15 protein-coding genes and 1 pseudogene are annotated in these 18,110 nt (G+C 72.8%); 11 read left to right on the top strand and 5 right to left on the bottom strand.

The window, feature by feature from the left end; translation table 11 throughout:
- Positions 1–23 precede the first annotated feature (23 nt).
- The 5 genes and pseudogenes from ACP4J0_RS20045 to ACP4J0_RS20025 all read left to right on the top strand — a co-directional run.
- Positions 24–1,154, top strand: coding sequence for an FAD-dependent oxidoreductase (locus tag ACP4J0_RS20045; RefSeq protein WP_426600043.1), 1,131 nt, complete (start codon positions 24–26; stop codon positions 1,152–1,154).
- Positions 1,151–2,155 carry an amidohydrolase family protein gene (locus ACP4J0_RS20040; RefSeq protein WP_426600042.1) on the top strand — a complete coding sequence of 335 codons (1,005 nt, stop codon included), beginning with the start codon at positions 1,151–1,153 and terminating at the stop codon, positions 2,153–2,155. Before ACP4J0_RS20045 ends, ACP4J0_RS20040 begins: the two co-directional genes overlap by 4 nt.
- 10 nt (positions 2,156–2,165) lie before the next feature.
- Positions 2,166–3,104 carry a VOC family protein gene (locus tag ACP4J0_RS20035; RefSeq protein WP_426600041.1) on the top strand — a complete coding sequence of 313 codons (939 nt, stop codon included), beginning with the start codon at positions 2,166–2,168 and terminating at the stop codon, positions 3,102–3,104.
- A 243-nt stretch (positions 3,105–3,347) separates the two neighbouring features.
- Complete coding sequence (locus ACP4J0_RS20030; RefSeq protein ID WP_426600040.1) at positions 3,348–4,319, top strand: fumarylacetoacetate hydrolase family protein; 972 nt, start codon at positions 3,348–3,350, stop codon at positions 4,317–4,319.
- Positions 4,316–4,489: pseudogene (locus ACP4J0_RS20025) on the top strand (3-oxoacyl-ACP reductase); the annotation flags it as partial. The gene ACP4J0_RS20030 and the pseudogene ACP4J0_RS20025, both read left to right, overlap by 4 nt.
- A gap of 179 nt (positions 4,490–4,668) precedes the next feature.
- Here ACP4J0_RS20025 and ACP4J0_RS20020 read toward each other — a convergent pair.
- The 5 genes from ACP4J0_RS20020 to ACP4J0_RS20000 form a co-directional block, all read right to left on the bottom strand.
- Positions 4,669–5,100: a hypothetical protein gene (locus ACP4J0_RS20020; RefSeq protein WP_426600039.1), complete on the bottom strand. Its 432-nt coding sequence runs from the start codon at positions 5,098–5,100 to the stop codon at positions 4,669–4,671.
- Positions 5,101–5,442: 342 nt separating this feature from the next.
- Positions 5,443–5,868 (bottom strand): contact-dependent growth inhibition system immunity protein, encoded by a 426-nt coding sequence (locus tag ACP4J0_RS20015; protein WP_426600038.1) that lies wholly within the window; start codon positions 5,866–5,868, stop codon positions 5,443–5,445.
- A gap of 232 nt (positions 5,869–6,100) precedes the next feature.
- Entirely contained in the window at positions 6,101–6,832 is a 732-nt protein-coding gene (locus ACP4J0_RS20010; protein ID WP_426600037.1) for a DJ-1/PfpI family protein, read from the bottom strand.
- 28 nt (positions 6,833–6,860) lie between these two features.
- A complete protein-coding gene (locus tag ACP4J0_RS20005) occupies positions 6,861–7,472 on the bottom strand; it encodes a DJ-1/PfpI family protein (protein WP_426600036.1) in 612 nt (203 codons plus the stop codon).
- Between the two features lie 2 nt (positions 7,473–7,474).
- Positions 7,475–8,128 (bottom strand): HD domain-containing protein, encoded by a 654-nt coding sequence (locus ACP4J0_RS20000; RefSeq protein WP_426600035.1) that lies wholly within the window; start codon positions 8,126–8,128, stop codon positions 7,475–7,477.
- Positions 8,129–8,181: 53 nt separating this feature from the next.
- On the opposite strand from ACP4J0_RS20000, the gene ACP4J0_RS19995 reads away from it, so the two are divergent.
- From ACP4J0_RS19995 to ACP4J0_RS19970, 6 genes are all read left to right on the top strand, one after another.
- Positions 8,182–9,273 carry a GlxA family transcriptional regulator gene (locus ACP4J0_RS19995; protein WP_426600034.1) on the top strand — a complete coding sequence of 364 codons (1,092 nt, stop codon included), beginning with the start codon at positions 8,182–8,184 and terminating at the stop codon, positions 9,271–9,273.
- 95 nt (positions 9,274–9,368) lie between these two features.
- Positions 9,369–9,794: an effector-associated constant component EACC1 gene (locus ACP4J0_RS19990; protein ID WP_426600033.1), complete on the top strand. Its 426-nt coding sequence runs from the start codon at positions 9,369–9,371 to the stop codon at positions 9,792–9,794.
- A 2-nt stretch (positions 9,795–9,796) separates the two neighbouring features.
- On the top strand, positions 9,797–12,394 hold the full coding sequence (locus ACP4J0_RS19985) for a caspase, EACC1-associated type (protein WP_426600032.1): 2,598 nt from the start codon (positions 9,797–9,799) through the stop codon (positions 12,392–12,394).
- A 400-nt stretch (positions 12,395–12,794) separates the two neighbouring features.
- Positions 12,795–13,382, top strand: coding sequence for an RNA polymerase sigma factor (locus ACP4J0_RS19980; RefSeq protein WP_426600031.1), 588 nt, complete (start codon positions 12,795–12,797; stop codon positions 13,380–13,382).
- Positions 13,383–13,387: 5 nt separating this feature from the next.
- On the top strand, positions 13,388–13,750 hold the full coding sequence (locus ACP4J0_RS19975; RefSeq protein ID WP_426600120.1) for a hypothetical protein: 363 nt from the start codon (positions 13,388–13,390) through the stop codon (positions 13,748–13,750).
- Positions 13,751–14,226: 476 nt separating this feature from the next.
- On the top strand, positions 14,227–18,110 hold a 3,884-nt coding region (locus tag ACP4J0_RS19970; RefSeq protein WP_426600030.1), incomplete at its 3' end, for a type I polyketide synthase.

Raw genomic sequence — 18,110 nt, 5'->3', positions numbered from 1 at the left:
CCAGCGGAACAAGGGAGTTCCCCATGAGCAACGCCCGTACGGTCCTGGTGATCGGCGGAGGTGCGGCCGGCAACGCCGTGACGGTCCTGCTGCGCCGTGCCGGTCTCACCGTGGACCTGGTCGAGGCCAAGGACGACTGGAACGCCACCGCCGGCTCCGGCATCACCCTCCAGGGCAACGCCCTGCGCGTGCTGCGCGAACTCGGCGTGTGGGAGCGGGTGCAGGCGTCCGGTTTCGGCTTCGGCTCGGTCGGCATCACCGCCCCCGACGGCACCGTCCTGCACGTGCAGGACGACCTGCGCACCGGCGGCGACGACCTGCCCGCCACCGTCGGCATGCAGCGCCCGCGGCTCCAGCGGATCCTCATCGAGGCGGTGCGCGCCAGTGGCGCGTCGGTCCGCCTGGGCACCACCGCCGAGATCCTCGGCCAGGACCCCGACGGTGTCCGCGTCCGGCTCTCCGACGGCTCCGAGCACCGCTACGACCTGGTGGTCGCCGCCGACGGCCTCGGCTCCACGACCCGCGCCGCGATCGGCATCACGGCGAGACCCGAGCCGACCGGCATGGCCATCTGGCGCGTCGCCGCCCCCCGCCCGGCCGGTGTGACCCGCACCGACCTCGCCTACGGCGGCCCGGCCTACATCGCCGGGTACTGCCCCACCAGCGAGAACACCTTGTACGCGTACGTCGTCGAGGCCAACCGCGACCGCGCCTCCATACCGCCCGAGTCCTACGCCGACGAGATGCGCCGGCCGGCCTCCGCGTACGGCGGCCACTGGCCGGAGATCACCGAGCACATCACCGACCCGGCGAAGGTCAACTACACCTGGTTCGACCGGATGCTCGTCGAGGGCTCCTGGCACCGCGGCCGGGTCGTCCTCGTGGGCGACGCCGCCCACTGCTGCCCGCCCACCCTCGCCCAGGGCGCCGCCCTGTCCCTGGAGGACGCCTGGGTGCTGGCCCAGATGCTCACCGGGAACGACGCCTGGGACGACGCGCTGTTCCAGGCGTACTACGAGCGGCGCGTCGCCCGTGTCCGGCCGGTCGTCGAGGCGTCGGTGCAGATCGGGCGGTGGCAGCTCGACGGGGTCCGGGACGCCGACGTGCCCGGCCTGATGGCCGGCACCATGGCGATGCTCAGGGAGCTGCCGTGAACCGGCCCACCATCGACGTGCACGCACACGTCCTGCTCCCCGAGGTCGAGTCACTCGTGGCCGGCCTGCCCGGCCACGCCGAGGCCAGGGAGCTGGACGCCCGGCGCAACGGGCCCGCCGCACTCGCCGTCAGCGGCCCCATGGTCCGCGAGCGCATCCCGCGGCTGACCGATGTCGCCGTGCGCCTGGCCGCGATGGACGCGCAGGGCGTGGACGTTCAGCTGGTCAGCCCCTCCCCGTCGCACTACCACTACTGGGCCGACGAGGAGAGTGCCGAGAAGCTGTGCCGGCTCGCGGGTGAGGCCACGGCGGCGCACTGTGCGAAGGCGTCCGACCGGCTGCGCGGGCTCGGTCTCGTACCGCTCCAGCACCCTCACCTCATGGTGCGCGCCCTGGACCACGCCCTGGAACAGGGCCTGGCCGGGGTGGAGATCTCCAGCCACGCGCCCGGGCGGGAACTCTCCGACCCGGCCTACGAGCCCTTCTGGACCCGGGCCGAGGAGACCGGCGCGATCCTTTTCCTGCACCCCTTCGGGTGCACGCTGGACGAGCGCCTGGACCAGTGGTACCTGTCCAACACCGTCGGCCAGCCCACCGAGAACGCCGTCGCCCTCTCGCACCTCATCTTCTCCGGCGTACTCGACCGCCACCCCGGCCTGAAGCTGATCGCCGCGCACGGCGGCGGCTACCTGCCCACCCACATCGGCCGCTCCGACCACGCCTGGTCGGCCCGCTCCGACGCGGGCGCCGGCTGCGCGCACCCGCCCAGCAGCTACCTCAAGCGGCTGTACTTCGACTCCCTCGTCCACGACCCGCACGTCCTGCGGGAACTGGTCCGCGTCGCCGGCGCCGACCGGGTGCTGCTCGGCTCCGACTTCCCCTTCGACATGGGGACCGGGGACCCGGTCGGCGCCCTGCGCGCCGCACGCCTGTCCGAGGCCGACACCGCCGCCGTACGCGGTGCGAACGCCGCCGCCCTGCTCGACCTCACCCTCGTCTGAGGAGGAACCCATGAGCGCACGCCTGCTCACCCACCTGCGTCACGTCGACCTCGCCGTTCCCGACTACGACAAGCAGCTCGACTTCTACGCCGGCGTCTGGGGCCTGACCCAGGTCGCCGAGGACTCCCGCATCTCCTTCCTCGCCGCCGAGGGCTCCCCGGAGCAGTACGTCGTGCGGCTGCGCAAGGCGGACGAGAAGCGCCTCGACCTCGTCTCCTACGGCGCCGCCTCCGCCGCCGACGTCGACACCCTCGCCGAGCGACTGCTCGCGGGCGGCGTCCAGCTGGTCTCCCGGCCGGGGAAGGTGGACACGCCCGGCGGCGGCTACGGCTTCCGGTTCTTCGACGTCGACGGGCGCACCATCGAGGTCTCCGCCGACGTCGAGGTGCGCCGGCACCGCCGGATCGAGGAGAAGGAGTCCATCCCGGTCAAGCTCTCCCACGTCGTCCTCAACTCCCCCGACCTGAACCGCACCCGCGAGTGGTACGAGCGCCACCTCGGCTTCGCCCTCTCCGACACGCTCAGCTCGCCCCACATGGGCGAGGTCATGCACTTCATGCGGATCAGCAACCAGCACCACTCGATGGCCATCGCGCAGGGCCCGCACACCGCCCTGCACCACGTCTCCTTCGAGATGCGCGGCATCGACGAGTACATGCGCGGCTCGGGCCGGGTCATCCGCGCGGGCTTCAAGAAAATCTGGGGTCCCGGCCGGCACATGGCCGGGGACAACACCTTCACCTACTTCCTCGATCCGCACGGCAACACCGTCGAATACACCACCGAGCTGGAGTGCCTGGACGAGGACACCTGGCACCCGCACGTCTACGACTTCTCCCAGCCCGAGGTCACCGACCAGTGGGGCACCGCCAACCCCATGAACGAACTGGTCGCCAGGGAGTCCTTCAACGACCCCGACCGAGGCGTCTTCATCGCCCCGCCGGTCTGAGCCGGCTCCTCCTCCCCGGGGACGCGACCGTGCTGTTCACGCCCTGACGCACACCGTCGCGTCCCCGGCCCCGGCCTGCTCTCCTTCGCGGTAGCCGCGGGCGCGGCTCTCCATGCCGTCGCATGCGCGAGGCGCACACCGACGCCACCGCCCGCGCGGCCGGCTGTCGCGGCCGTATCACCGTGGGCCACGGCCTCACGCGCGTCCCGCTCGACCGACCGACCCTCCCACTGGAGCCCCACCATGCGTTTCGCCGCCTACGAGCACCGTCACCGCCACCGGGTGGCCGTCGTGGAGGACGACGGCACCCTGTACCCGCTGCCGGGCGTCTCCGCCCTGTCCGCCCTGCTGACGGAGACCGACGGCCTGCCCGGGCTGCTCGCCGCCGGCCGGCAGGCGCTGGATGTTCCGCCCGGTCCGCATGTCTCCGAGGTACGGCTGCTCCCCCCGCTCCAGCCCACGTCCGTACGGGACTTCGTCACCTTCGAGGAGCACGTCGAAGGCGTACGCCGCTCCGTCGACGGCGTCGCCGGCGTCCCCGAACAGTGGTACGCGGCGCCGACCTTCTACTTCACCAACCCGCACGCGGTCTACGGCGACCAGGACGACATCCCGATGCCGCCCGGTTCGGCCGTTCTGGACTTCGAACTGGAGGTGGGCGCGGTGATCGGGCGGGAGGGCCGGGACCTCACGCCCGAGCGGGCCCGCGACCACATCGTCGGCTACACCGTGTTCAACGACTGGTCGGCGCGCGACTTGCAGGGCGCCGAGATGAAGGTCGGTCTCGGCCCGTGCAAGGGCAAGGACACCGCCACCACCCTCGGACCGTACCTCGTCACCGCCGACGAGCTGGAGCCGTACCGGGACACCGACGGGTTCCTGCGCCTGGCCCTGACCGCCGAGGTCAACGGCGAGAGGGTCGGCGAGGACCTGCTGTCCAACATGAGCTGGACCTTCGAGGAGATGACCGCCTACGCCTCCCGCGGCACCCGTGTCGTCGCCGGCGACGTCCTCGGCTCCGGCACCTGCGGCAACGGCGGCTGCCTCGCCGAACTGTGGGGCCTGCGCGGCGAGCGGAACCCGCCACCGCTCAAGCCCGGCGACACCGTCGCCCTCACCGCCGAGGGCATCGGCACGCTGACGAACACCGTCGTCCCCGGCGCCGAGCCCGTACCGCTCCCGGCCGGCCGGCGGCGCGACCGGGAGCGGCCGTGAACGGCCCGCGAGACCCGCACCCCAAGAGGCTGCTCGGCAAGGTCGTCATCGTGACCGGCGCCGCCCGGGGCCAGGGCGCCGCCGAGGCCGAGTCCCTCACCCGCGAGGGCGCCCGGGTCGTCGCCACCGACGTCGAACCCGCGGCAGGCCTCCGCCGCCTCGACGTCACTCGTGGAGACGGCCCCGGGCGTCACCGCCGAGGACATCACCGCGCGCACCGGCGCTCCGCTGCGCCTGGACGGCCTCACGACCGCCCGCTGGTCGCGAGGCGCACCGGCTCCTCGGGAGCCGGGTGCGCGTGCGTGATGCGACGGCTGCCTGCCCGGCGGGAACCGGGACGGCCGTCACTTCACTTCTGCTTGACCGGCGGACACGTGCCGGTGTCCTCGCCGATGGAGTTGATCTCGGCGTTGGAGCGCGAGTCACCCGCGTAGTCGAGCTGGTCCGTGCACTTCGCACCGGGCCCCTTCGGCGTACCCGACACCCCCTCGGACTTCTGGACCGGCGGACACGTGCCCGTGTCCTCACCGACGGAGTTGATCTCGGCGTTGGAGCGCGGATCGCCCGCGTAGTCGAGCTGGTCCGTGCACTTCGTAGCGGAATCGGCGGGCGCGTCGGACGACGTGCCCGCCGCGGTGTCGGACTGCGGGGTGCTCGCGACCGCCGATGAACTGCCGGCGGAGGAGCCGGCGTTGTCGGCGCTGCCGTTGCCGCATGCCGTCAGTGCCAGGCCGAGGGCCACCGCGGTCATGGTCAGTACCGAGATCTTCCGAGTGCGCATGCTGTGTCTCATTCCTCTGTGTGAGGCTGTCGCTCCGGACGGAGCGGGCGGGCGGTGGAGAGCTGGGCGACCGTTCGCCCGCGTGGCTTTCTGCCCTCTGAGACAGTCGGTGCGGTTGCCCCGTTGGGTCTTGACCGCGCTCGGGACACGTTCATGACATGACGGTGGCCGCGTCGTGAAGTCCGCGTCGGCGTGTCGCCCGGCCGCACGTCCTCGGCCCGCGCGGCGCTGTGCCCTCACCCCTGCCGCCGCACGGCGCCGCTGCCCCGACCGGGAGCCCTTCGCCCGGCAGGCGCCGCCCAAACGGTGCGCGCGCATCCCCCTTCGCAGGCGCCCTACGCGTCAGACAGGCGGCTCGGGCTGCCCGGCGAAGCGGGCAAGCGCCTCCGCGGCGCCGCGTGGCAGGCCGGCGACCGCCGTGTCCGGCAGTGCCGTGACGGCGGTCCGCAGCCGTGCGCCGGGCTCCGGCAGCAGGGCCCAGGCGGAGGCGGGGGCATCGACGGTGGCGAGCAGCAGGTCGCCCGCGTAGAAGTAGGCGTCGAGCAGCGGCTCCTCGATCAGCAGGCGCACGGCGAGCGGAAGGACGTGGGGCAGTGCCACCTGCTGCGAAACGAGGATGCGCAGATCCGCGGGACTCAGTTCGCCCAGAGCCACCCGCCGCAGCTCATGCACGGTGCGCACCAAGCGGGTCGCGTCAGCGGCGGGAGGCGTCCAGCGGGGCGGGTCCAGCTCGTCGAGCGTGCGGTCGAGGTGCAGCAGGTGGTCCATGGGCTTCATTCTGACCGGACCGCTGGGCCGGAGTCCGCCGCCGGAGTCCGTCTGCCGCTGCCACCACCACTGCCCGGCGACCGACTGGGCCGGGCCGCTGGACCGGCTGCTTCCCGACGGCAGCCGTGAAGGACTGACGCGCGATGCCACGGACGGGCGGGCGCCCCTGACCCGGCACACGAGCGGGCTCGTGCGGGCGGTGTGGAGCGGATGTCGGTCGGCGAGTCTCCGCTCACCGGCTGTTTCGCGCTGTCCACACCGTGCCGCGGGCCTCGTACTCGAGCATCTCCTCCAGACCGACCGCGGCGTCCGCGCCGAGTTCCCGGCGCACCAGCCACAGGGCGAGGTCCAGCCCGGAGGTCACCCCGCCGGCGGTGACCAGGTCGCCGTCGTCGACCACGCGGGCGTTCTTCAGCACGCCGCCCTGCCGCTCCAGGTCGGCCCGCGCCCGGTGGTGGGTGGTGCAGGGGCGCCCCGTGGTCAGCCCGGCGGCGGAGAGCAGCATGACGCCCGTGCACAGCGCGCTGACGGTCAGGTCCGGGCGGGCCGCGGCGGCCAGGGCCCGCGGCAGGGAGCCCCGCCGGATCTCCGCCCATACTCCGGGGTCCTCGCGGCGCGCGTACCCGCCGCCGGGGACGACGAGGAGGTCGGCGTCCTCGGGCGCCCACCCGTGGTCGACGCGCAGCCTGGTGCCGTAGGCGGCCTTGACGGTACGAGGACCGTCGAGCGTGACGTAGCGGACCCGCACCTCCCGGTCGGCGAAGTAGCCGGAGGCGGCGAACACCTCGTACGGGGCGGTGAAGTCGAGTTCCTCCACACCGTCGAACATGACGACGTGTACGCGCAAGGGACGGTCGCGCCGGGGAGCCGCGGCGGCCGCGGCGTCGGCCCGGGTGGCGGTGCCGGCGGTCAGCGTCGCGGCGCCGAGCGCGGTGGTGGCGTGCAGGAGGGTACGGCGGTTCATCTCGGTCGGTACTCCATTTCTCGGTCGGTCATGGGGAGAGGAGGGGCTCGTCCGCCAGGTACGGGGGTGCCGGGTCGTACTGGAGGGCGCGGCGCACGGCGCGGGCGTGTTCGCGCCCGTGCAGCCGGCCGACGAGCCACAGGGCGCTGTCGATGCCGGCGGACACGCCCTGGCTGGTGAGCAGGTTGCCGTCGACCACGTAGCGGGCGTCCCGTACGACGGTGACGTCGCCGCGTCCTTCGAGTGCCTCCTCGTACTGCCAGTGGGTGGCGACCCGGCGGGCCCGGGCCGGGCCCGCGGCGTGCAGCAGGAAGGCCCCGGTGCAGACGCCGACCACCCAGGCGGCGCGCGCGGCGGTGTCGGTGAGCCAGCCGGTGACCCGCTCGTTGTACGGCTCCACCTCCCGGGCGCCGTAACCGCCCGGTACGAGGACGACGTCCAGCGGCGGGTGGTCGCCGAGTGTGTGATCCGGCAGTACCCGCATGCCCTGGGAGCACCGGACGGGCGCGGATCGCTCGGCGACCAGCACGACGTCGTCCGTGCCGTCCCGCAGGCCGGAGGAGGTGGTGAACACCTCCCACGGGCCGGCGAAGTCGAGTTCCTGCGCGGTGTCGAACAGCAGGATTCCGTACGTGGTCATGCTCAGTTGCCCCAGCGCGCGGCGTCGGCCATGGTCTCCATCCGGGTCCGGTGCGGTGGCACGGACCGCTCCCGCAGCAGTTCGGACGCGATGGAGAAGAGCGGGGCCTTCTCCGGGCGGCGCTGTGCCTGGGCGACGATCTCGTCGGTGAGGGTGGTGGCCATGGACAGCCGCGGATAGGCGGCGTGGATCGCGGCCCCGGTCGCGTCGTCGACGCAGTCCGCGTCCCAGCCGAAGTCCATGCCGGTCCCCTGGTGCACCAGGGCGCACAGGATGCCGCGGCGCTCGGCGATGCCCGGCGTCGTGTGCAGGGCGATGGCCTCCCAGACGGCGTCGACGTCGGCGGTGGGCAGGCCCTGCCCGGTGAGGAACTCCGCGGCCGTGTCGGCGCCGTCCACCTCGAACCGCTGGCGGCGGTCGCCGGCCCGCGTCAGGCCGATGTCGTGCAGGACGCAGGCCAGGAACAGCAGTTCCGGATCGTAGTCGTGCCCCGCCTCCGCGCCCTGGTGGTCGGCGCGGAGGCGGGCGAACAGGGCGCTGCGGACGCTGTGGTTGGCGGTCGCGGTGGACTCCGTCTCGCGCACCAGGGCCAGCGCGCGGCGGGTGACGGGAGTGTCCGGGAGCGGCGGGACGCCGGTGATCATCTCGTCGTTCATGGAATCGATGATGGGCCGCGCCAACTGGTCGCGACAGTGGCAGACTTGCCCTCATGCGAGAGGAAACTGCCACCTCCTGCGCACCGCACCGCGTGGCGGTGCTGGCCATGGACGGCGTACTCCCCCTCGACCTGGGCATCCCGGCCCAGGTCTTCATCGCCGTGCCCGGTGATCCCTACGAACTGACCCTGTGCGGACGGAAACCGGGATCGGTCCCGACCGCCGCGGGGTTCGCCGTGACGGTGACGGCCGGGCTGGAGGCGGTGGGCGAGGCGGACACCGTGGTGGTCCCGGGGTACGAACCGCACCTGCGAAGGCTCCCGGCGGACGTGCTCGCCGCACTGACCGGCGCCCACGCCCGGGGCCGACGGCTGGTGTCCATCTGCACCGGGGCGTTCGCGCTGGCCGCGGCCGGCATCCTGGACGGCCGGGAAGCCACCACCCACTGGAAGCACGCCGACGAACTGGCCGCGCGGTACCCGAGGGTGTCGGTGGACCCGCGCGTGCTCTACGTGGACGAGGGACAGGTGCTGACCTCGGCGGGCGTCGCCGCCGGCATCGACCTGTGCCTGCACCTGGTGCGACGCGACCTCGGCGCGCGGACGGCGAACCAGGTGGCGCGCTCCCTGGTCTCCGCTCCCCACCGCGACGGCGGGCAGGCGCAGTACATCAAGCGGCCGCTGGCCCCCGACACGTGCGGCGTCACCCTCGCGCCCACCCGCGCATGGGCCCTGACCCGCCTGCACGAACCGCTGACGGTCCCGCTGCTCGCCGCACACGCCCACATGGCGCCGCGGACCTTCGCCCGGCGGTTCGTCACCGAGACCGGCACGACACCCCTGCGGTGGCTGCTCACCGCCCGGCTCGACCGCGCCCGGGAACTGCTGGAGAGCACCGGACTCGCGGTGGACCACATCGCCGACCGTTGCGGTCTGGGCAGCCCCTCCAACCTCCGACTGCACTTCCGCCGCACCCTCGGGACGACACCCACCGCGTACCGCGCGGCGTTCGCCCCCACGACGCAGCCGGACTCCGCCCAGACCCGCACCCCGACGACCACCGGTCCACCGGCGACTGCCGCCGCCCCCGCCGGCTCCCCCGGCTCCCCCGGCTCCCCCGGCTCCTCGCAGAACGCGGGAGGATGAAGGTCCGGCAGATGTCTCTTGCTCCGGTGACAAAGCTGGGATCATTGTCGTCTGCAGGGACATTGCACAGCCAGTCAGGTACGGGGGATGCGTCGATGACCGAGGTGCGCGTACGGGTGGAGGACGCCGCGGGCGCCGCTGCGCTGAGAGGCTGGCTGCGGCGGGATCCCGGGGTGTCGGGGACGGGCGTCCGGGTCGGAACGGGCAGCGACGACAAGGGGACGGCGCGGACGAACCCGGATGCGGGTGCGGGTGCCATGGGCACCCTGGAATCGGTCACCGCGGTGGTGGACAGCGCCTCGGGTCTGCTCGCCCTGCTGGTCGCGGTGGGGGCATGGCGTTTCCCCCGGGGAACCCGACCGCCGGTCGTACGGGTCACCGAGAACGACGGCACGGTGCTGGAAGGCACCGCCGAGGACGTGCTCGCGGTTCTCCAGGAGCGGCGCGCGCAGCGGGAACAGGAACCCGAGCCTGAGCTGGACCCGGGGCAGGAGCGGGGACCGGGGCAGGGCACGGTATGAACGTGCGGCTCTCCGACCGCGGCGCGTCGCGGGCGGTGCTCATCGGTGTCCACGACTACGCCGCGGACGGCGGGCTCAGCCAGTTGCCCTCCGTCGAACGGAACGTCGCGGCCCTGCAGGCGACGCTGTGCGACGAGACGGTGTGGGGTCTGGCCGCGTCGGACTGCCGGGTGCTCGGCCCCGGGTCCGGCCCGGAAACCGTCATGCGGGCCATCGACGCGGCGGTGCGGGAGGCCACCGACACCCTCCTGGTCTACTACGCGGGACACGGACTGCTGCATCCCGACCGCCCCACCGAACTGCACCTCGCCCTGCGTGACTCGAACGAGCACCAGATGTGGCGGTCCCTGCCGTACGCGCACATCCGCGACGAGGTCCGGGCGGCGCACCGGCAGAGGCGTCTGAAGTGCGCCGTCATCCTCGACTGCTGCTTCAGCGGAGCCGCCGTCGAGGGTGGCATGAGCCATCCCGAGGCGCTGCTCAACAAGGTCGCCGACATCGACGGCGTGTGCGTGCTCACCTCCAGCGCCGCCACCGAACTCGCCTGGTCGCCGCCGGGCGAGACCCTGTCCGCCTTCACCGGCACCCTGCTCGACCTGGTGCGCACGGGTGTGCCCGGCGCCGGACCCGTGCTCGACTTCGGCACCCTGCACGCCGGACTGCGGCGGAGGCTGAGCACCCGTGAACGTCCTCAGCACCCCCAGCTCGGCGCCCACAACTCGGGCGAGCGCATCGCCGTCTTCCGCAATCCGGCGTACGTGGTACGGGAACCGGCCGACGACGTTCCCGGGCGCGGAGTACCGTCCGCCCACGACCGGCTGATCGGCCGGGAACGCGAGCTGCGGGAGCTGGCGGAGGAGGCCGCCCGGGGCCCTGGCGTGCTGCTCGTCCACGGGCCGCCCGGCGTGGGCAAGAGGGCACTGGCCGCGGAGCTGCAACGGCACCTCGTGCACCGCACCCCGGGGTTTCCACCCGTCGGATTCCCGGTCGTACGGTTCACCGAGCCGGTGGCTGCCGACTGGCTGCCCGACGCCGCCGACGTCCGGCCCGACGCACTCGTCCTGATGACCAGTCACTCGTCGCTCACCGGCGTCCCCCTCCCCGTCCGCCGCTACCGGCTCGGGCCGCTCACCGTCGAGCACGCCGTGGAACTGATGCGGTACCTGAGCGGACTCACCGGCCACGAGCGCGAACTCTCGGAGATCGCCGGGATGCTGAGCTGTCTCCCGTTCGCCCTGCGTCCCGTCGCCGCCCGCCTGCGCCGCACTCCGCCGGACCTGTTGCTCGAGGCCATGCGGGAGTCGGACCACCCGCTCCAGCACCTGCGCTCCGACGACCACCGCGTGCGCGCCGCGTTCACGCTGGCGTACGAGACGCTCAGCGAGCCGCAGCGGCGGGTACTGCGCGAGTGCGCGGGCCACCCCGGGCCGGACTTCGACCGCCACTCGGCCGCGGCGCTGAGCCGGATGTCCTCCGGGATCTGCGGTCTGATGCTGGAGGAACTCGTGGACGCCGGTCTCCTCCAGCGAACGGACGGCCGCTACGCGTTCCACGACCTCTATCGCGCCTACTGCCGCACGAAGCCCGGTGCGGAGCCGCTGCAGCGCACCTGGCTCTACCGGCACCTGCGGGAGCGTCTGTGGAACGCCCGGCGGGACGGCCCCGGCGACATCGGCAAGCGGTGGCGGGCCGGCGCGCTGCCCGAGCTGAAGGCGGCGGCGCTCAGCGCGCGGAACGAGGGCTGGGCCCTCGCGGCGGAACTGACCTGCGCGGTGGCCGACGCGCTGCGTGAGGAGGGCCGGTTCGAGGAGGCGCGGGAGCAGGCGGACGCCGCCCACCAGTACGCGGCCCTGAGACGGGACGGCATGGGCATGGCTCGGGCGCGGGGCTGCCTGGCCCAGCTGGGCGAAGCGGACCGCACCGGACGCCCGCGGCCGCCGGAAGGGGGGCCGGCAGCCGCGGTGCGGGAGAAGCTGGCAACGGAACTCCACGAACGGGCCCGGGACGTGCGGACGTCGTCGGGCGGCCTGGGACACCGGGGCCGACTGCTCATGACGCTCGCCGACCGGGCGCTGGCGGCCCGGCTGGTCGAGGACGCGCTGACCTTCCAGGACGAAGCCGCAACCTGTCTCGAGGAGGCCGGTGACCCGCTGCTCGCCGACTGCCTGGTGGGCGAGGCCGCCCTGCGTCTGTACACGGGAGACCTGCCACGCGCGGCCGAGCTGGCCGCGAAGGCCGCCGGACTGCTGGAGGGCCAGGCCGACAGGGAAAGTGCCGCACACGCGCACATGACCGCGGCCGAGGCCCTGCGGAAGTCCGGCGACCTGCCGGAGGCGGACCGGCATGCCCACGAAGCACTCGAACACCTCTCGGAGACGGAAGATCCGGCCACCCTCAGCTACGCCCACCGCCTGGCGGCCAAGATCGCCTTCGCCCGGGGGCACAGGGACACGGCCGCGCACCTGCTGAAGGACGCGCACCGGCTCCGCCTGGACTCGCGCGCCGAGGACGGGCCGTCCACCAGGGCCATCGCCCACCCGTCCCGGGCCCCCCGGGCACGGCTCGGGGATGCTCCCTCCCCGCTCCCGGGACATCCCTGACGTGCCCTCCGCATCGACGTCACCGGTGAACCGGCCGGGCGGGTCCCTCGGCCGGGTGCCGGGTGGGGAGGCGCTGGTCAGGGCTTGAGGAGGGTCTTGACGGCGCGGCGTTCGTCCATGGTGTCGCCGGCCGCGGGCCGCGGCCGCGCGAGCGGGCCACGCACGGTCCGGAGAAAAAAGTTCGGCGGAAGGTGAATCCTTTCCGGGCCTTGTCGTCTCTTGTCTGTGTACCGGCCGAACGGGCCGACAGAACCAGGAGGAAAACCAATGATGGTCACTGGCCTCGTAGTGGTCGGAGCCCTGCTCGTGGGCGCCTGCAGCTGGCACCTGATGCGGCGCTACAAGAGCCGCGGCTGACCAGCGCCCTGCGCGCGGGGCGCCACACGGGTATGAGTAGCACATGAACCAACGCTTCTCCTGGCCGGACGAGCGGCTGATCAAGGCCGCTCAGGACGGCGACGTCACTTCGCTCACCACCGTCGTCATGGAATCGCAGCCTCATGTGCGCAAGTTCGCCATCTCGCTGTGCGCCTCGCCGCAGGACGCGGAGGACGCCGCGCAGGAGGCGCTGATCATCCTGTACCGGAAGATCGGCACCCTGCGGGCCACCGGCGCGCTCGCTTCATGGATGTTCCGGATCGTGCGGAACGAATGCCTCCGGCAGGTACGACTCCTCGTCTCGTGGAACAACGAGGCGTCGGCCGAACCGGAACCGTCCGCCGAGGACGCGGTGCTGCACAGTCTGGAGGTGGAGCGGATCGCGGCCGCGGTCAGCGCCCTTCCCCGTGACCAGCGGCAGGTCCTGATCATGCGTGACGTACAGGGCCTGCCCGGCAAGACCGTTGCCCGTTCGCTCGGTCTGAGCACCGCCGCGATGAAGTCCCGGCTGCACAGAGCGCGCGCGGCACTGCGTCACTCACTCGCGGTGACCGACCAGGCACCCGATCAAGCCATCGACCGACCAGCCGGAGGAGACCCACGACCGTGAACACCATGAAGCCCGCACAGGACACGAAGGGCCGGGCCGCCACGCAGACCGCGGCGTCCGGGCCGGACTTCTCCAGCAAGTCCGTCCCGCGCCATCTGGCGCGCGGCGTCATCGGATTCGGGGTGATCGTCGGCTCGATCGCCCTGGTGCCCGTCGTCGGCCCGGCCGCCCTGCTGGCGGCGCCGCTGGCCCTGGTCGCCTTCCGCGGCTGCCCCACCTGCTGGATGGTCGGTCTGATGCAGACCATTTCCCGCGGCCGGCTGGAGCGTGAGTGCGTGGACGGCGTCTGCACCCTGACCAAGGCGCACCCGGCCGACAAGGCCGCCGAGGAACCGACACCGCGTCAGGCCCCGGCCGTCTTCCGGTGATCGGGCCACGGCCCGCGAGCGCCCGCCCGTCGGTGCCTCCGTGGCCGCGGCCCCGGATCTCCGGCCTCCCGGCCCGGCTCGGCCTCCGCCCTCCTGTTCGACCGACCTCGTGGGCTGGTGTCACCGGGCGGGGAGGCGTCGGCCGACCCCGCCGACATGGGCACGAGTGCCGAGGACGGTGGGCACGCCTCGGCAGCGACCCCGTGGAAACACGTTCCGCGGCGCGAAGGCGCAGACCACGCGGTCGTGATCAACAGCCCACCGCAAGTACACGCTCTTTCCGCGTTATTAACGAGACGCTTACAAGGGATGCCGGCACCCCCGATTATCCGCCATATTGATTTCGCATACCAACTCCATGCCTTGGTCATTGGTTTACGGAGCGCCAGCTCGATGCTAGGCTCCAAATCGAATCAGACTGGGCCGCCGAGTCGGCAGCGCCGTTGATTGTGCTTCACGGGGGGAGTAAGAGAACCATGATCCGCCATGCCCGGATTCAGGTGGCGGCACCGCCATCGGACAGTGCGGCAGGAAGCCCGTCAGGCGGTGCACCGGAAAACCTGGAACAGTCGCTCCTGGACGGGCAGTCGCAGCAGACGCCCGATCAGGTCGACGACCGGACGGTTGCCGTCGTCGGGCTTTCCTGCCGCTTTCCCGGTGGAGCAAGCCCCACCGAATTCTGGGACCTCCTCAGGAACGGCCGCGACGCGATAGCGGAGCCACCCGCGGACCGCGCACACCTTGCCTCTTCAGGCGATGGATCGCCGCGCCCCGGCGGTTTCCTGCCCCGTGTCGACACCTTCGATGCCGAGTTCTTCGGCATATCCCCGCGCGAAGCCGCCGCGACGGACCCGCAGCAGCGGCTCGCGCTCGAACTCGCCTGGGAGGCGCTGGAGGACGCCGGCATCGTCCCGGCCACGCTCGCCGACACCGCCACCGGCGTCTTCGTCGGCGCGATCGCCGACGACTACGCGGCCCTCACCCACGCGGCCGGTCCCGGCGCCACCTCCGCGCACACGGTGACCGGATTGCACCGCGGCATCATCGCCAACCGGGTCTCCTACGTCCTCGGCCTGCGGGGTCCGAGCATGGTGGTCGACACCGCACAGTCCTCGTCGCTGGTAGCGGTGCAACTGGCCTGCGAGAGCCTGCGCCGCGGCGAGTCCGTCGTGGCGCTGGCCGGCGGCGTCAACCTCAACCTCGCACCGGAGAGCACCCAGGCCCTGGCAGCCTTCGGCAGCCTCTCTCCCGACCACCGGTGCTTCGCACTCGACGCCCGGGCGAACGGCTACGTCCGGGGCGAGGGCGGAGGTGTGGTGGCGCTCAAACTCCTCAGCCGTGCCCTGGCCGACGGGGACCGCGTCCACTGCCTGCTGAACGGGGGCGCCATCGGCAGCGACGGCGCGAGCGACACCCTTCCCACTCCCCGCGGAAGTGCTCAGGAACGCGTCATACGCGACGCCTGGGAAAACGCGCGTATACCGCTGGAACAAGCCCAGTACGTCGAAATCCACGGATCGGGCACCCGGGTCGGCGACCCCATAGAAGCCGCGGCCCTGGGCGCTGTTTTCGCCTCGTCCCGCACTCCGGGAAACCCGCTCAGGGTCGGCTCCGTCAAGACGAACATCGGCCACCTCGAGGGGGCCGCCGGCATAGCCGGACTCATCAAGACCATTCTCTGCCTCAAAGCGCGGGAACTCGTCCCGACCTTGAACTACCGCACCCCGAATCCTCGGATACCATTCGACGAGCTGCAGCTCGCCGCCGTCACCGAAACCGGGCCGTGGCGGAATCCCGACGGTCCGCTCGTCGCGGGTGTGACCTCGGTCGGCATGGGGGGCACCAACTGTCATCTGGTGCTCAGCGAGTGGCAGGGCGACACCGCCACGGCCGCCGGAAACAAGCCAGAGCGGCCGAAGGAATCGGTCGCATACGATTCCCTCGCCTGGGTGCTTTCCGGACGCGGTGACAAGGCGCTGCGCGCCCAGGCGGCCCGGCTGCGGGCGCACCTCGCCGCGCACCAGGATTCCGGTGCCGCCGAGATCGCCCGGGCCCTCGCTCACGACCGCACCGCCTTCTCCCACCGGGCCGTTCTGGTCGGCACCGACCGCGACGCCCTGCTGACCGCCCTCGACGCGGTCGCCGAGGCCCGGGTCACCCAGGCCGCGGTCGAGGGCAGCACCCACCGGACCGGCCGGAAGGCCGTGTTCGTCTTCCCCGGCCAGGGTTCCCAGTGGGCCGGCATGGCAACGGAACTCCTCGACAACGTTCCCGCCTTCGCCCAGGTCATCGAGGACTGCGAGCGCGCGCTGCGCCCGTATCGCGACTGGTCGCTGACCGATGTGCTGCGCGAACGCCCCGGCGCGCCCGCCCTCGACCGCGACGACGTCGTGCAACCCGCCCTGTGGGCCGTGATGGTCGGGCTGGCCGCCCTGTGGCGGGCGGCAGGTGTCGAACCGGCCGCGGTCGTCGGCCACTCCCAGGGCGAGATCGCCGCCGCCACCGTCAGCGGCGCCCTCACCCTGGACGACGCGGCCCTGCTGATCGCCGTACGGAGCACCGCCCTCGGCGCGCTGGCCGAGCGCGGTGGCGGCATGCTCACCGTGTCGCTGCCCGCCGACCGGGTACGCGACGACCTCGCCGCGTACCCGCGGTTGAGCGTGGCCGCCGTCAACTCGCCCGGCATGACCGTGGTGGCCGGTGACGGGGCCGACCTGGACGCACTGGCCGCCCACTACGGCGAGGACGTCCGTACCCGGCGCGTCCCGGTCGCCTACGCCTCGCACAGCTCGCACGTCGACGCCGTGCACGACACGCTGCTGTCCGGGATCGCCGGCATCGCACCGCGTACTGGGAACGTGCCGCTGCACTCCACCGTGACCGCCGAGGCGCTGGACGGCTCCGAGCTGGACGCCGGCTACTGGTACCGCAACCTGCGGGAACCCGTGCGGTTCGCGCCCGCCGTGCGGACACTGCTCGACGCGGGGCACGAGCTGTTCATCGAGATGAGCCCGCACCCCGTGTTGTCGCTCGCCGTCCAGCAGACCGCCGAGGCCGCGGACCTGCCGGTCGCCGCGCTGGGCACACTGCGCCGCGGGGAGGGCGGTACGCAGCGCCTGCTGCTCGCGTTCGGCGAGGCGTTCTGCCAGGGCGCGGACGTGGACTGGTCCGCCGTGCTGCCCGCCGGCACCGCCCGCGCCGAGTTGCCGACGTACGCCTTCCAGCGGCGCCGCCACTGGATCTCCGGACAGCCCGGCGGCGCCCGGGCCCTGCCGTCGGCGGGCACCGCGCCGGCGCCGCAGGCTGCGCCGCTCCCGGAGGACGCCGCGGACGGACACCGGACCGAGCCGAGCCGCTCGCTGACCGGCCCGGCCGCCCTGGAACTGGTCCGGGCGCACACCGCCGCCGTGCTCGGCCACGACTCCGCCGCCGAGGTCGCACCGCGGCGGACGTTCAAGGAGCTGGGCATCGACTCGGCGATGGTCGTCGAGCTGCGTGACCGGCTCGTCACCGCCACCGGGCGCAAGCTCCCCACCACGGTGGTGTACGACCACCCCAGCCCGACCGAGCTGGCCGCGCTGCTCGCCGACGCGCAGCATGAGGCGGCGGCCCCCGAGGCCCGTTCGGAACAGGACGACCCCATCGTGATCGTCGGTATGGGGTGCCGTTTCCCGGGCGGTGTGGACTCGCCGGAGGCGCTGTGGCAGGTCGTCGCCCAGCAGCGCGACGTGATCTCGGACTTCCCGTCCGACCGCGGCTGGGACCTCGACGGCCTCTACCACCCCGACCCGGACCACGTGGGCACCACCTACGTACGCAACGGCGGCTTCCTCGAAGGCGCCGCGGACTTCGACGCCGAGCTGTTCGGGATCTCGCCGCGCGAGGCGCTGGCGATGGACCCGCAGCAGCGCGCCTTCCTCGAAGTGTGCTGGGAGGCCCTGGAACGGGCCGCGATCGCACCGGGCTCCCTGCGCGGCACCCAGACAGGGGTGTTCGCCGGGGTCATGGCCCAGGAGTACGGTCCGCGGCTGGGTGAGGCGGGTGCCGGGGCCGCCGGGTTCGGACTCACGGGTACGACGTCGAGTGTCGCGTCGGGCCGGGTGGCCTACACACTCGGGTTACAGGGCCCGGCACTGACCGTGGACACGGCATGCTCCTCGTCGCTGGTCGCCCTGCACCTGGCGATACGCGCCCTGCGCTCGGGCGAATGCTCACTCGCCCTCGCCGGCGGCGTCACCGTGATGTCCACACCCGGCATCTACGTCGAATTCTCCCGCCAGCGAGGACTCGCCCCCGACGGCCGCTGCAAATCCTTCTCCGCCGACGCGGACGGCACCGCCTGGGCCGAAGGCGTCGGCGT

Origin of the sequence: Streptomyces sp. WG7 (genome assembly GCF_049975785.1) — a bacterium.
In the GTDB taxonomy this organism is placed as follows: Bacteria; Actinomycetota; Actinomycetes; order Streptomycetales; family Streptomycetaceae; genus Streptomyces.
Note: the sequence above shows the minus strand (reverse complement) of the source record. Positions and strands in the feature narration are given on the sequence as shown.

Bases quoted from the DNA above. Each gene is read 5' to 3' on its own strand.
- ACP4J0_RS20045 (WP_426600043.1), top strand. From the start codon at position 24: ATGAGCAACGCCCGTACGGTCCTGGTGATCGGCGGAGGTGCGGCCGGC.
- ACP4J0_RS20035 (WP_426600041.1), top strand. From the start codon at position 2,166: ATGAGCGCACGCCTGCTCACCCACCTGCGTCACGTCGACCTCGCCGTT.
- ACP4J0_RS20030 (WP_426600040.1), top strand. From the start codon at position 3,348: ATGCGTTTCGCCGCCTACGAGCACCGTCACCGCCACCGGGTGGCCGTC.
- ACP4J0_RS20020 (WP_426600039.1), bottom strand. From the start codon at position 5,100: ATGCGCACTCGGAAGATCTCGGTACTGACCATGACCGCGGTGGCCCTC.
- ACP4J0_RS20015 (WP_426600038.1), bottom strand. From the start codon at position 5,868: ATGGACCACCTGCTGCACCTCGACCGCACGCTCGACGAGCTGGACCCG.
- ACP4J0_RS20010 (WP_426600037.1), bottom strand. From the start codon at position 6,832: ATGAACCGCCGTACCCTCCTGCACGCCACCACCGCGCTCGGCGCCGCG.
- ACP4J0_RS20005 (WP_426600036.1), bottom strand. From the start codon at position 7,472: ATGACCACGTACGGAATCCTGCTGTTCGACACCGCGCAGGAACTCGAC.
- ACP4J0_RS20000 (WP_426600035.1), bottom strand. From the start codon at position 8,128: ATGAACGACGAGATGATCACCGGCGTCCCGCCGCTCCCGGACACTCCC.
- ACP4J0_RS19995 (WP_426600034.1), top strand. From the start codon at position 8,182: ATGCGAGAGGAAACTGCCACCTCCTGCGCACCGCACCGCGTGGCGGTG.
- ACP4J0_RS19990 (WP_426600033.1), top strand. From the start codon at position 9,369: ATGACCGAGGTGCGCGTACGGGTGGAGGACGCCGCGGGCGCCGCTGCG.
- ACP4J0_RS19980 (WP_426600031.1), top strand. From the start codon at position 12,795: ATGAACCAACGCTTCTCCTGGCCGGACGAGCGGCTGATCAAGGCCGCT.
- ACP4J0_RS19975 (WP_426600120.1), top strand. From the start codon at position 13,388: ATGAAGCCCGCACAGGACACGAAGGGCCGGGCCGCCACGCAGACCGCG.